Genomic DNA, 13,054 nt, shown 5'->3' with positions numbered 1-13,054 from the left:
TTATTATAACAAAGGAATTTATAAAAATAAAGTAGGAAGTTTGATGGAGATTTTTAAACAATTTGCGAAAGGATTGAAAAAGGCACAGTCTATTCACTAGGAATATTCTGTGCCTTACAAAATTGTGCAATAAAACGAGTTACTACTGCTACCTATTATTTAATTAGAAGACTCTTTCTGCATGCAAAGCTAGTTTTTCTAATGATGATTTATCCACATCTGCATGTAGTGAGTTACCATGTGAATCCATTGTTACAACTGCTGTAAATTTTTCAACATTTAAGTGCCACATAGCTTCAGGGATACCGAATTCCATTAAATCAACACCATCAACGCCTTTAATACAATCCGCATAGTATTGTGCTGCTCCACCGATTGCATTCAAGTAAACGCCACCATGCTCATTAAGCGCTTTTAATGTTTTTGGTCCCATTCCACCTTTACCAATAACAGCACGGATACCGAATTTTTTCATGATATCGCCTTGATAAGGCTCCTCACGAATTGAAGTAGTTGGACCAGCCGCTTTCACTGTCCAGTTGCCTTCTTCGTCTTTTGCCATTACAGGTCCACAGTGATAGATAACTTGTCCATTTAAATCAACTGGTGCATCGTGGCTCATTAAATGGTGGTGGATGGCGTCACGGCCAGTATACATACGACCAGTAATCGAAACGACATCTCCAACTTTTAATGAACGAATTTGTTCTTCAGTAATTGGCGCAGTAAGTTCTACTACATCTGTAGTTGTATCTTCTGTTGTAGCAGCAACTTCATTTTCTTTGAAGGTAATTTTTTCACCTTCTTGATAGTGCCAATTCAAAATTTCGCCAGTTTGAGGATCGATGTCCACAGCCATACGACGGTAAGCCCAACAATTATATGCTACTGATACATAGAAAGAGGCAGGAATACGGTGCATTACGCCAATTTTACAGCCTAATAATGTTGCTTCACCACCGAAGCCCATTGTACCGATACCAAATGTGTTAGCCGTTTTAACAACGTATTCTTCTAACTTAGCAAGATCTGCATTTGGATTTGTATCTTCAACATGGCGGAATAATTGCTCTTTTGCTAAATCATAGCCCGAAGAACGGTCTCCACCAATACCTACACCAATGAAACCAGCAGAACACCCTTGACCTTGTGCTTGGTATACAGAGTGTAAAATACATTTACGAATACCATCTAAGTCACGCCCTGCACGACCAAGACCTTCTAATTCACATGGTAGACTGTATTGAATGTTTTTATTTTCACAGCCGCCGCCTTTGAGAATTAACTTAATTGTAATGTAATCTTTTTCCCATTGTTCAAATTTCATTACTGGCAAACCATCACCAAGATTATTACCACTGTTTGCACCAGATAATGAATCCACCGCATTAGGACGTAATTTAGCATCTGCAGTTGTATCGCTGATTGCTTTTTTGATTGCAGCTTTAATTTCTAATTGGTTTACGCCAACAGGAGTATAAATTTTGAAAGTTGGTAGCCCTGTATCCTGACAAATTGGTGACACGTTATCTTCTGCCATAATAATATTATTTGCGATTGTGTCTAAGCTCATTGCTGCACGAGTACCAGCATTTTCAGCTTCTTTTGCTTTTTTAATAGCACGACGTACATCCTTAGGTAAATTCGTAGATGTTTCAGTAATTAAATCGTAAAGACTCTTCTCCAAATTTTGTAGATTCATTGGTATTGCCCCCCATAGAAAAATTGATTATTTCCACGTTACATTATACTCTTTTCAACTAATGAAAAAAAGAGTCCTTATCTGAGACCGCTAAATTAAAGCATATTTTAATAATATAGAAGGAGAGTATTGATTTTACAGAACGTTTGTTCTAAAATAGAATAAATCCAATATTAGGAGGAACTTGCATGGCTGCTAAAACTTTACTTGAATTACCAGAAGCATTCGAGCAATATAGACCATTAATAGAGGGGACAATGAAGCCTGTTGTAATGGTTAATACGGAGATAAGCAAGACAACTTTATTTCAAAGTAAGTTTGCAGGAGATCCTTATTTCCCATTGGCGATGGAATATCCAAAAAACATGAAGGGACAACCGTTAAAGCTATTAGCTCAAATTAACTTTGCAGAGGTTCCTATGCATTTACCCAATTTCCCAGAAGAGGGAATATTGCAGTTTTATATTGATGGTTATGACGATGTTTTAGGAATGGATTTTGATAATGGACAAAAACAAGAAGGCTTTCGTGTAATATTTCATGAACAAGTTATGCAAGATGAAGCACAGCTTATACAAGACTTTTCTTTTATAGAAATAGATGATGAGGAATTATATTTTCCTGTCGAGCGTGAAATGGCATTATCCTTTACTACAGGCGTTGAGCCGATGTCGATTGATGATTTTAGAAGCAATGAAAAGTATGCTAGCATCTTAACAGCTTTGGAGGATGACGAAGCATTAGAAGACAGCTTCTATGATGCTATGACTGGTGATGGTTGTAAAATTGGAGGCTATCCATTCTTTACGCAAGAGGATCCTCGAGCATATGGAGATTATAAAGATTCAATCATTTTGCTGTTACAGATTGATAGTGTCGGCGACAATATTCTTTGGGGTGATTGTGGCGTTGGCAATTTCTTTATCACAGAGGAAGAGTTAATGAATAAAGATTTTAGCAAGGTACTTTATAATTGGGATTGCCATTAAAAAACAAGCGAGCACACGATGCTCGCTTGTTTTTTTATTCATTATTGTTCACGAGCATGAAATTGCTCCATTTTGTCCTCTAAATCATCCATCATTTGGATTAAGCGATCAATATCTTCTATCTCAGCTGTTTCAGGATCAAGGGCATCTAATACTTCTAAAAACATCTCCAGACGCTCTTTTAAATAGGTTACTTGTTGCTCTTTATTAGTGATTGGCTTTGACATTCGTACACCTCATTTCATCCCTTTCATCGTAGCCGATTTGAGCTTAAATTTCAATGTTTAGGGAAACACCTAGGACTAAGAGATTAATTTTAAAAAAACAATAGACGGAATATTTACAATATTGAGTAAGTATGTTAAAGTTGTTTTAAGATAAAGTAAAGGAGCTGATTGAAAAAAGTCATCTGTAACGCTAACTCGAAAAGGAGGGAGTTTAAACAAGTAATCGGTAATATTCAAAAGCCGAAAATCGTGTTTATACAATTAAATGAGGATAAGTATTAGTTAAGCCTTAGCGTAAAATCACATGTGGTGAGCGCTAAGGCTTTTTGGTATGCTGTTCTTTGGAAGAATGACTAGATAGTGGAGGGAAAAATGACGTACTTCTCAGATTACAGCAAGAAAAGATTTACCATTTTAGTAATAATTGTATCCATATCAGGCTTTTCACAAGGGATGCTATTACCGCTTATTTCGATAATTTTTGAACGTGATGGGGTATCCTCTGCATTGAATGGCTTGAATGCAACAGGCTTATACATAGGAACATTATTGATTTCACCATTTATCGAGCAGCCCTTACGCAGGTGGGGCTATAAACCGATTATTTTAATTGGTGGAGCACTAGTTTTTGCGTCTTTACTTGCATTTCCTCTATGGAAAAGTGTGACCTTTTGGTTTGTCCTTCGTTTATTAATTGGCGTAGGCGATCATGCCTTGCATTATGCGACACAAACATGGATTACAAGTACAGCAGATCATAAAAGCTTAGGAAAGGGAATGGCCATCTATGGCTTATCATTTAGCATAGGTTTTGCTGTTGGACCACTTATGGTGAGGCTAATTGAAATAGCTGAGGCGCTACCGTTTATCGTATCTTCAATAATGTGCCTATTAGCATGGTCCTTTGTATTTCTCTTACAAAATGAAAAGCCTGAGCGTTTAACAGGTGACTTAAATGCCAGAGGGTGGCAACGGTACAAAATGGCTATTTTATTTGGGTGGATTGCCTTTTTAGGTCCATTTGTTTATGGCTTTCTGGAGTCTTCACTAAATGCCTTGTTTCCTGTCTATGCACTACGCAAGGGCTTTGAAGTCGGCATGATTCCTATCATTTTATCTGTTTTTACATTTGGTGGTATTTTAACGCAAGTGCCGCTTGGTGCACTAGGAGATAAAGTAGGGAGAAGGAATATTTTGATGATTGGGTCATTTGGTGGCGCAATTATTTTTGCGATTGCAAGTTTTTTAGAGCATTCACAATTCGCTGTGGCGGTCGCATTTTTCTTAACGGGTACGCTGGTTGGCTCGATGTTTTCTTTAGGAATTACATTTATGGCTGATTTGACACCAAAGGAGCTACTGCCTACGGGGAATTTACTATGCGGAATTGCTTTAAGTATTGGTAGCTTAACAGGTCCATTTTTAGGTGGAGTTTATTTAGAATATGTAAAAAATTATAGCTTCCTTTTACTTGTGGCTATGCTTTTGCTAGCCGTTGCAATCGTTTTATTTATATTTGGACGCCGCATGCATCAACAACCAACGATGGCAAAATAAAAAGAGCGGGGCTCATCTCCCGCTCAAAAAACAAAAAACGCCCAGCAAATCCGTGCTGTTATGGCGTTTTTTGCGTAACAAGGATGTTCCGTCCAAGTTACATAGGTTTGGCACCTAGAAAATTATTATACAGACATGTTCTAATGAAAGCAATAAAAAATAAAATGGGTATTTTTGGACATTATCTATCTTTCTATTTATAATAAAGGAACACTTGCTTAAAAAGGAGGTTTTTATCATGACAGAAATGAAAAAACTATCCATCCACCGTGCTTTAACAGAATTAAAAATGCTGACTCTACGAATTGAAGCAGCAACAAATGAGGTTAGCGCAGTCGTAGCTAATCGAAAAAGCAATCGTAAAATTAATGGTGTAGACATTCCTGAATATGAAAAACAAATGCAAGCATCCTATGATAAAGTGCTAGGTTTAATTTCCTATCGAAATAAAATAAAAGCACTAGTTGTGCAGTCCAATGCAAACACAAAGGTGTTGGTGGGCAAAGAGGAAATGACTGTAGCGGAGGCAATTGAACGGAAACAATCCATTCAATACGAAAAGAATTTGCTAGAAGTTATTCAGCATCAGCATCGTTCAGCTATCAATACGGTTGCCAAAGAAAATGATGCATTACCTGCAAAGCTGGAAACCTATTTAATTAACATATTGGGCAATAAAGATAAACAATCACCAGAGGAAGTTAAATTACATACCGAAACATTTATGAAAAGAAATGAGTTTGAAATCATTGATCCCCTAAATGTTAAACAACAAATTGAGAAATTGAGCAATCGGATTGAAGAATTTGAATCAGAGGTGGACGCTGTCTTATCAGAGTCGAATGCCACAACCTTTATTGAAGTACACGTTTAAAAAGATTTGCATGTCCTAGCGAAAATGGAAAACGAAAAGTCACTCGCGCTTCAAGGCATGTGTGCGAGTTAAAACGTAAAACATGCCTTACTCCAATGGTAACTTTCAACTAAACTGATTTGAAAGCTCAAAGGTAAAAGGTGAAAGTACAAAGCTTACGTTTTAAAGTTCTTTGGATAAAAGCTGAAAATTTAACATTTAATAATCATTTAAATCCTGGGTTATTGGTTAAGGTATCGACTTTTCTGGACCATCCATCATCCACCAGGCAGCTTGTGCTGTGCATTAGAAAAAGGACGTTTCTAAAAGAAACGTCCTTTTCATACTATTTGTTTTTTAAAACAAGTTTTGCAACGCATTCCACCTGCGCCGTTTGTGCGAACATATCCACAGGCTGAATATACTCAACATGATAAAGCTTCGTTAACTGTTGTAAGTCCTTTGCCAAAGTGGATGGGTTACAGGAGGTATAAACAAAACGTTTAGGTTTTAGTTTAAGGACTGTTCGAATAAATTCAGGTGCTAGTCCTGTACGTGGTGGATCTACCGTAATCACATCAGGAGTAAATCCTTCCTTGCGCCATTTTGCTAGGACACTTTCCGCTGTACCGACTGCATATTTCGTATGCTTGAAGCCATGGTTTCGAGCATTTTTACGAGCATCCTGAATGCTTTCAGGAATGACATCCATTCCACGAACTTCCTTCGCTTTATCCGCTAACCATAATCCAATTGTGCCAACGCCACAGTATGCATCAACCACTGTTTCTTTTCCCGTTAAAGCAGCAGCTTTTTTAATTTCATCATAAAGATGAACTGTTTGCGTTGGATTTAGTTGGAAGAAGGCGCGAGCGGATAAATCAAAAGCCAATTCACCAAGCTCTTCATGAATGGTTTCTTTGCCATCAAGTACAACAGTTTCATCACCGAAGATTAATGATGTTTTTTCACGGTTAATATTTTGCGCAATGGATACTATACTCGGATCAATTTTTTTAATACGTGTAATCAATTCAGCTAAATGAGGGATTTCTTTCCTTGTTGTGACAAGAACGACTTGTGTCTCCCCGGTACGAATACCTGTACGTACAACAATCGTACGCACTAAACCATCTAGCGTACGACCATCGTAAATAGTGATATTTAGCTTTTGCAAAATTTTTCGAGTGGCAACGGTGATTTTGGAAGTGATCGGATGTTGAACAAGGCAATCATTAATGTTTAACAGCTTATTACTTCCTTCAGCAAATAAACCTGCGTAAACACGCTTGCCTTCTTTACGTACTTGGAATTGGCTTTTATTACGATAATGCCAAGGATCATCCATGCCAAGTGTTTTTCGCACTTCAATTGTTTCGAGTAAAGGTTTGGCATAACGCTCTAATGCTTGTATAACTATGTCTCGCTTTTCTATTAGCTGTTTTTCATAGGTCATATGCTGAAGCTGGCAGCCGCCGCACTCATTGTACACTGGGCACGGTGCTTCCTGACGATGTTTTGAAGCTTTACGAATGGCTAAAATCTCTGCTTCAGCAAAATTACGTTGTGTTTTTGTTACTTGAGCTGTGATCTCTTCACCAGGAATGGCTCCTTTTACAAATATCACATTACGTTTATAAAAGCCTACACCTTCACCATTAATGCCTAGCCTTTTTATTGTTAGTGGGAATTTTTGTCCCACGGTCATTGTTGTTTGCTGCGTCAAACGTTCCACGTCCCTGCTCTATATTGTCATCTCCCCATTATAGCGAAGGAGCAGGCGATTGCAAAGCAACAGGGAAATCTTCGTATTCTAATACTAAATCATCAAGCGATAAGAACGTATAACCTTGCTTTTTAGCTTCTGCAATAAACATTGGTAATGCTTCGGCATTATCCTGTGCTACGGTATGCATTAAAATAACGGCACCAGGATGCAGTTGTTCCATAAGTGCATTATAAGCATAATCTGCCCCACGACGCTCATCCTTCATCCAATCCTTAAAGGCCACAGACCAGAAAATATGACGATAACCTTCAGCATTGCCCACCTCTAGCACTTTTGCATTAAAAATTCCTTCAGGTGGACGAGCGTATGTTGTACGATCGATGCCTGTCAATTCACGTAACTTGCCATCGAACTTTTGCCATTCTGCACGCATGCCATCTGGCGAAAGTCGAGCCATATTAGGGTGTCCATATGAGTGATTCCCAATAGTATGACCATCCTTCACCATACGTTTTACTAAATCGCTTGCACTGTCTAAGTAATGGCCTGTTAAAAAGAAAGTAGCAGGTACATTTTCTTTTTTCAATGTATCCAAAATACTTTCAGTAAAGCCGTTTTCATAGCCATTATCAAATGTTAAATAGGCAATTTTTTTATCTGCCTTCCCTTTATAAATCGCACCATATTTGTCGAGTAACTGATCGAGCTGTGCTCCTGCCTCTGCCTGCTCACCGTTTTTAGCACGTTTAAAACCCCAATGGTGTTCATCAGAACCAGCAGCAAAAAATGGATTAAAGCTAATTCCTGCGGCAATAATAAAAGTAGCAATTACCGCACCAACAATATGTTGTTTCCACATAAAAAACGCATCCTTTCTTTTTCATTAGAATGCGTAATTACTTAAAAAATTATCCAACTTAATTTTTTCTATTTTGAGCCTTTAACAAATTTTCAAGTGCTTGCTTTAAATAAGGGTATTTAAATATAAAATGTTGTTGTTCTAATAGGGTTGGTAGCACTTGTTGTCCTTCTAAAACAAGTATGCTTTGTTCACCGAGAGCTAAACGCATCGCAAAGCTAGGAACAGGCAGCCAATGACGTCTGCCCATGACTTCGGCAATCGTTTGACCAAATTCCTTCATTCTCATAGGATGCGGGGCTGTTATATTAAATGGTCCATGAATATTTTCATTTGTAATAGCAAAATAAATAGCACGTGCTACATCTTCAATATGTACCCATGAAAGCCATTGCTCCCCAGAGCCAATCGTTCCACCTATATGCATTTGATAGGGCAATAGCATGGGTGGAAGTGCGCCACTATTTCTACCTAAAATGACACCAAAGCGTGCAAGAGCCACACGAAAACCTAATGCTTCTGCTCGTTTCGCATGTCGCTCCCAATCGTGGACTGTAGTGCCTAAAAAATCAGTTGCGTAATTTGCAAAATCTTCATCATAGATGGCTTGTGTGGAAGTCGGGTATATACCAACTGCACTAGCATTGACAAGGACTTTTGGTTTTATCGTGAGCATGTCCATTATACGTATAATCTCTAGTGTGGCATTCATTCTGCTCCAATAGATAGCTTTCTTTTGCTTTTTTGTCCAACGACCATTATTTAATGAAACACCTGCTAAATTCACAAAGGCATCTACACCTTCAAAGATGGCCAAAGTTTGCTCCTGCTGATGTAGCCATTGAACATAGTGAACGCCATTTTCTAGTTTGGACTCATGACGCGTTAAGACAAAAATGTCATGTCCGTTGTCCTGCAATAGCTGTATAAGAGCTTTTCCAACAAAGCCAGTGCCACCTGCAATCACTATTTTCATAACAAGCACCTCTTTTCTCGAATAAAACGCTTACTAATAAGTTTATCATGTAAGCAAAAAGTAAACATCCTTAGGCATTAATTGCAGATCAGGAAGTTTACCCATGGAAGGAAGGGAATGCCCGCGAACAAAGGGAAATTAACCGTGCTAATTGTCAGATCCCCCATCAAGAAATGCTATAATGATAATAGTGAGGTGTTTGCTATGCGTATGATTACGAAAATTGCACGTCAAAAAAACAATCCTGAACGCTATAATATCTATTTAAATGAAGAGTATGCTTTTCCGGTTGATGAAGCCATTCTAATTCAATTTGGTTTAACAAAGGGAAAGGTGCTCGATGAATTCGAAATTCAAGAGATTGCCTATGAAGATGAGATACGTAAGGCATTTAATAAGGGGTTAAACTTCCTTTCATATCAAATGCGAAGTGAGCATGAGGTTAAGAAAAAACTGCTCAACTTAGAATTTGGAGAAGCTGTAGTGTTAGAGGCAATCCAAAAGTTAAAATCCTATGGCTTTATTAATGATGAAAACTATTCAAAGGCTCTTCTTGATACAAAGAAAGCTACTATGAAAAAAGGACCAAGAGCCATTAGACAAGACATGATCAAAAAAGGCATTGAGAAAAACTTGCAGGATGAGGTGCTTGCTACATATAGTTTTGAGGAACAAGTAAAACTGGCGAAGCAACTGGCAGAGAAAATTGTTCGAGCGGAGAGCAAGAAGACCCCAACACAGATTAAGACCAAAATTCAGGATTACTTATTAAGAAAAGGGTATGCTTTCTCGATTGTAGAAGAGGTGCTTAGCCAAGTTGAGATAGGGCAGGATGATGACAACTGGCAGCAGCTACTTGATGCTCAAGGCGAAAAAGTTTGGAAAAAGTACGTATCGAAGTATACTGGTTATGAGCTAAAAATGAAGGTTAAACAGGCGCTCTATCAAAAGGGTTTTCCTATAGAAGTAATAGATCGTTTTATAGAAGAGAAGGAGAATGAAGAATGAGTGAAAAAAATTATGCAGCTATGTCTGAACATGAATTGCGAGAGGAAATTGCTTTTCTAAAAGAGAAAGCTCGAAAGGCAGAACAGCTAGGGATCATCAATGAGTTTGCTGTTTATGAACGCAAAGCTTTAATGGCTGCGGCTTATTTAGTGGATCTTGATACAATCGTTCCAGGAGAAATGTATCGTATTGATGGTTCAGATAATGAGTTTTTCCAAGTAGATTATTTGAAGGGTCGCTTTGCTTGGGGTCATCGTTTAGGTGGAGACAAGTACCAAGAGGCACTACCAGTATCTATCCTTTCACCAGTAAAGGTGGGCAAATAAATGGATGAAAAAATTGAGAAACTAACACAAGAGTTACTTGCAAAGAATCCTCAGATGTCTGTTGGACGGGCACAGGTTTGGGTGGAGTTGTTATGGAGTGACTTTGAATCAACTGCCGCGAAAGCAGGGTATGATTATCGTGGGGCAGAGTATACAGAAAATCTTGTTCGTCAATTAATTGCAAGCTATGGTGATAAACTACATGCTTTTGCAGGGCGCAATCCGAAGTATATACATTTACTAGATGCTAGTGATGATATGGTACAATAATAAAAACCCTGACCAATATTGGTCAGGGTTTACTGCTTAATTACTCGCACCAATTTGTAGTTTTTTCTGGAGCTTATCTTCTGTAAAAATCCAGCCTGTGTAAGACGTAATAATGTCATTCGCATCATTTAAATGTGCTACGGCAACGAAAGGATAGCGATTGTCACTACGGTAACGCAAATCGATTAACCTTACTTCTATTAGGCCGTTTTCAAGCTCGGAAATCTCCCATCGATACATAGGAGAGAAAGACACAAATGCAGCTAAGTTAGGATCTTTCATTGCAGCATCTACAAGCGCAGTTTTAGGCAAAGGCTTAATTTCGAATTTATCGTAAATATTAACAGTCCTTCCATAAGCACGGCCAACATAATAATGAGTTTTTGACTTTGCTGCGATTCGCCAGTGGAAGAAGCGCATAGTAGGTGCTACAATGACATATTCTTCATCTTGAATAGTATGATGCACCGCGTTTTTTACTGCTTTTTGCACAGCAAATCGTAAAATATAGTAAATCACGATAACCACGTACATGATACTGAATGTCCATACTGGATTTGTACCAAATGCCCATAACACAATACCTACACAATGTAAGGTAAAAATGATGGGATCGAAGGTATTAATGACACCTAACGCAACCCATTTTCGAGAGAAAGGTCGAATTGCTTGTGTACCATACGCGTTAAAAATATCGACAAAAACATGAAGTGCAACAGCTAAAAATGTCCAAAGCCATAAATGTAACACATTCACATCTTGCAAAATCAGTGATAAAACAATTGTAATTAAAATAGGCCATATAGCTACAGCTGGTAGTGAGTGTGTAATTCCACGATGATGTCTGATATAGATGGCGTTATTACGTAGTTTTAACACAGTGTCGACATCTGGAGCTTGTGAGCCAATAATTGTACCTGCCATTACTGCTGTAAAAGTCATTGAATGATTGGCTACTACAGGGTCAGCTAATGCAAGACCGCCAAGGGCAATACCCATAACGAAATGTGTACCTGAATCCAAAAATATCCACTCCTAGTATGCATTAAAATCGAGTACAATGTGCATACAACTTTATTTCGAACATAATAAAAGGTATATTGAAATATTCTGACACTCGTGCGAAAGCGACGATTATTGTCGATCTTCCACGAATATTCTTTTCTTCATTGTATACCCTTTTCATCATAAATTAAATCGTAAAAACAACGGAGGTCACTGTGAATTACCCATATGTAACAGAATTTCGACAATCATTAGTTGACTGGTTTAACACAGAGAAGCGTGATTTACCGTGGAGACACACAACAGATCCTTATAAAATTTGGGTATCTGAAGTGATGCTACAACAGACACGTGTCGACACAGTTATTCCTTATTACAATCGCTTTATGGAAAGTTTTCCAACATTAGATTTGCTTGCAGAAGCACCCCAAGAATACTTATTAAAGCATTGGGAAGGTCTTGGCTATTATTCTCGTGCTCGCAATTTACAAGCAGGTGCTCGTGAGGTTATAGAAAATTACGGTGGTATAGTACCTGACAATCGCCATGAAATATCTAAATTAAAAGGTGTTGGTCCCTATACTGCAGGTGCTATTTTAAGTATTGCCTATAATAAGCCTGAACATGCAGTTGACGGTAATGTTATGCGGGTTCTAAGTAGAGTGCTTGATATACATGAAGATATAGCTATTCCCAAAACGAAGAAAATTTTCGAAAGTGCGGTTGAGGAACTAATTGATCCTGATCATGCTTCATCGTTTAACCAGGGCTTAATGGAGCTGGGTGCACTTATTTGTACACCTACCTCTCCAAAATGTTTATTATGCCCAGTCAGAGAGTATTGCACAGCTTTTAATGAGGGAGAACCAGAAAAATTACCTGTCAAATCAAAAAAGATAAAAATGAAGCATCTCACATATGATGTTCTCGTATATGAAAATGACAAAGGACAATTTTTAATGCAACAACGTCCTGAGCAAGGCCTGCTAGCTAATCTATGGCAATTTCCAATGATTGATACAAGCCAATCTTCGGTAGAAAACTTTACAATGGAATATAAAGTAATTGTCCAAGCCAAACATGAATTACTTACATTTAAACATGTTTTTTCACATTTAACTTGGCATTTAAATAGCTATTATATAAAATGCGAATCGACTGAGCTAGGTGATTGGCTAAATCGTGAGCAAATAGAACTTTTACCGATGCCTGTGCCTATGCTAAAAATTTGGGATGAAGTAAAAAAGCAAACGGCAGGAAAATAAAACCTTCTTAAAATCATTGATACATGAGCATAAAAGTCATCACCTCCGTACACAATAACTAGCGTGGAGGTGAATGAATGATGAAAAAACAAAACAACCAAAATTTCCAACCGAATAAAAACATGCAACGTCAAAGTGAAGAGTTTGGTTATGAAACGGATGTAAATGAAGTACAAAAGCAAAATGCGAAAGCAGAGCAAAAGAAAGCTCCAGCTTCTGGCCGTTTCTCAAAAACTAACCAAGATTTAGGTGAGTAACACTTTGTAACTGCATAATTGCATTTACCTC

The 13,054-nt window shown here is 37.9% G+C and carries 14 protein-coding genes; 8 read left to right on the top strand and 6 right to left on the bottom strand.

The features are described 5' to 3' along the window. Window positions 1-163: 163 nt before the first annotated feature. Window positions 164-1,702, bottom strand: coding sequence for a fumarate hydratase (locus EW028_RS19055; protein ID WP_131521942.1), 1,539 nt, complete (start codon window positions 1,700-1,702; stop codon window positions 164-166). Window positions 1,703-1,890: 188 nt separating this feature from the next. Between EW028_RS19055 and EW028_RS19050 the strand changes: the two genes are divergently transcribed. Further along, entirely contained in the window at window positions 1,891-2,691 is an 801-nt protein-coding gene (locus EW028_RS19050; protein WP_131521941.1) for a YwqG family protein, read from the top strand. A 41-nt stretch (window positions 2,692-2,732) separates the two neighbouring features. On the opposite strand, the gene EW028_RS19045 is transcribed toward EW028_RS19050, so the two are convergent. After that, on the bottom strand, window positions 2,733-2,918 hold the full coding sequence (locus EW028_RS19045) for an SE1561 family protein (protein ID WP_131521940.1): 186 nt from the start codon (window positions 2,916-2,918) through the stop codon (window positions 2,733-2,735). A gap of 372 nt (window positions 2,919-3,290) precedes the next feature. Here EW028_RS19045 and EW028_RS19040 point away from each other — a divergent pair, with 372 nt between their 5' ends. Both EW028_RS19040 and EW028_RS19035 read left to right on the top strand, forming a co-directional pair. Beyond that, complete coding sequence (locus tag EW028_RS19040; RefSeq protein WP_131521939.1) at window positions 3,291-4,475, top strand: MFS transporter; 1,185 nt, start codon at window positions 3,291-3,293, stop codon at window positions 4,473-4,475. 238 nt (window positions 4,476-4,713) lie between these two features. Then, the gene (locus tag EW028_RS19035; RefSeq protein WP_131521938.1) at window positions 4,714-5,349 is read left to right on the top strand and encodes a hypothetical protein; all 636 of its coding nucleotides are present in this window, start codon (window positions 4,714-4,716) and stop codon (window positions 5,347-5,349) included. A gap of 325 nt (window positions 5,350-5,674) precedes the next feature. Here EW028_RS19035 and rlmD read toward each other — a convergent pair whose 3' ends face one another. The 3 genes from rlmD to EW028_RS19020 are packed head-to-tail and all read right to left on the bottom strand — an operon-like array spanning window position 5,675 to window position 8,892. Then, the gene (gene rlmD, locus EW028_RS19030; RefSeq protein WP_131521937.1) at window positions 5,675-7,054 is read right to left on the bottom strand and encodes a 23S rRNA (uracil(1939)-C(5))-methyltransferase RlmD; all 1,380 of its coding nucleotides are present in this window, start codon (window positions 7,052-7,054) and stop codon (window positions 5,675-5,677) included. Between the two features lie 37 nt (window positions 7,055-7,091). Next, a complete protein-coding gene (locus tag EW028_RS19025; RefSeq protein ID WP_009371550.1) occupies window positions 7,092-7,916 on the bottom strand; it encodes a polysaccharide deacetylase family protein in 825 nt (274 codons plus the stop codon). 58 nt (window positions 7,917-7,974) lie between these two features. Further along, on the bottom strand, window positions 7,975-8,892 hold the full coding sequence (locus EW028_RS19020) for a TIGR01777 family oxidoreductase (RefSeq protein ID WP_131521936.1): 918 nt from the start codon (window positions 8,890-8,892) through the stop codon (window positions 7,975-7,977). Window positions 8,893-9,096: 204 nt separating this feature from the next. On the opposite strand from EW028_RS19020, the gene recX reads away from it, so the two are divergent. From recX to EW028_RS19005, 3 genes are read left to right on the top strand one after another with little or no spacing between them, the layout of a single operon-like run. After that, the gene (gene recX / locus EW028_RS19015) at window positions 9,097-9,900 is read left to right on the top strand and encodes a recombination regulator RecX (protein WP_036219262.1); all 804 of its coding nucleotides are present in this window, start codon (window positions 9,097-9,099) and stop codon (window positions 9,898-9,900) included. Beyond that, window positions 9,897-10,226 carry a YfhH family protein gene (locus EW028_RS19010; RefSeq protein ID WP_036076977.1) on the top strand — a complete coding sequence of 110 codons (330 nt, stop codon included), beginning with the start codon at window positions 9,897-9,899 and terminating at the stop codon, window positions 10,224-10,226. The genes recX and EW028_RS19010 overlap by 4 nt, the downstream gene beginning before the upstream one ends. Beyond that, window positions 10,227-10,496 (top strand): YfhJ family protein, encoded by a 270-nt coding sequence (locus tag EW028_RS19005; protein ID WP_048394780.1) that lies wholly within the window; start codon window positions 10,227-10,229, stop codon window positions 10,494-10,496. A gap of 36 nt (window positions 10,497-10,532) precedes the next feature. Here the strand turns inward: EW028_RS19005 and EW028_RS19000 are convergent, their stop codons facing one another. Next, window positions 10,533-11,519: a metal-dependent hydrolase gene (locus EW028_RS19000; RefSeq protein WP_054549020.1), complete on the bottom strand. Its 987-nt coding sequence runs from the start codon at window positions 11,517-11,519 to the stop codon at window positions 10,533-10,535. A gap of 197 nt (window positions 11,520-11,716) precedes the next feature. On the opposite strand from EW028_RS19000, the gene mutY reads away from it, so the two are divergent. Then, the gene (mutY, locus tag EW028_RS18995) at window positions 11,717-12,766 is read left to right on the top strand and encodes an A/G-specific adenine glycosylase (protein WP_048394777.1); all 1,050 of its coding nucleotides are present in this window, start codon (window positions 11,717-11,719) and stop codon (window positions 12,764-12,766) included. A 77-nt stretch (window positions 12,767-12,843) separates the two neighbouring features. Then, window positions 12,844-13,023, top strand: a complete 180-nt coding sequence (locus EW028_RS18990; RefSeq protein ID WP_004230485.1) for a gamma-type small acid-soluble spore protein — start codon at window positions 12,844-12,846, stop codon at window positions 13,021-13,023. Window positions 13,024-13,054: the final 31 nt, after the last annotated feature.

It is taken from the genome of Lysinibacillus sp. OL1, from assembly GCF_004332175.1.
Taxonomy (GTDB): Bacteria; Bacillota; Bacilli; order Bacillales_A; family Planococcaceae; genus Lysinibacillus; species Lysinibacillus capsici.
The sequence above is the reverse complement of the archived record's forward strand: the minus strand, read 5'-3'. Positions and strand labels throughout refer to the sequence as shown.

What these genes read in the sequence shown, in the direction of transcription:
- EW028_RS19020 (WP_131521936.1), bottom strand. Translation starts at nt 8,892, where the DNA reads ATGAAAATAGTGATTGCAGGTGGCACTGGCTTTGTTGGAAAAGCTCTT.
- EW028_RS19005 (WP_048394780.1), top strand. Translation starts at nt 10,227, where the DNA reads ATGGATGAAAAAATTGAGAAACTAACACAAGAGTTACTTGCAAAGAAT.
- EW028_RS19045 (WP_131521940.1), bottom strand. Translation starts at nt 2,918, where the DNA reads ATGTCAAAGCCAATCACTAATAAAGAGCAACAAGTAACCTATTTAAAA.
- EW028_RS19035 (WP_131521938.1), top strand. Translation starts at nt 4,714, where the DNA reads ATGACAGAAATGAAAAAACTATCCATCCACCGTGCTTTAACAGAATTA.
- EW028_RS19055 (WP_131521942.1), bottom strand. Translation starts at nt 1,702, where the DNA reads ATGAATCTACAAAATTTGGAGAAGAGTCTTTACGATTTAATTACTGAA.
- recX (WP_036219262.1), top strand. Translation starts at nt 9,097, where the DNA reads ATGCGTATGATTACGAAAATTGCACGTCAAAAAAACAATCCTGAACGC.
- EW028_RS19025 (WP_009371550.1), bottom strand. Translation starts at nt 7,916, where the DNA reads ATGTGGAAACAACATATTGTTGGTGCGGTAATTGCTACTTTTATTATT.
- EW028_RS19050 (WP_131521941.1), top strand. Translation starts at nt 1,891, where the DNA reads ATGGCTGCTAAAACTTTACTTGAATTACCAGAAGCATTCGAGCAATAT.
- EW028_RS19040 (WP_131521939.1), top strand. Translation starts at nt 3,291, where the DNA reads ATGACGTACTTCTCAGATTACAGCAAGAAAAGATTTACCATTTTAGTA.
- EW028_RS18990 (WP_004230485.1), top strand. Translation starts at nt 12,844, where the DNA reads ATGATGAAAAAACAAAACAACCAAAATTTCCAACCGAATAAAAACATG.
- EW028_RS19010 (WP_036076977.1), top strand. Translation starts at nt 9,897, where the DNA reads ATGAGTGAAAAAAATTATGCAGCTATGTCTGAACATGAATTGCGAGAG.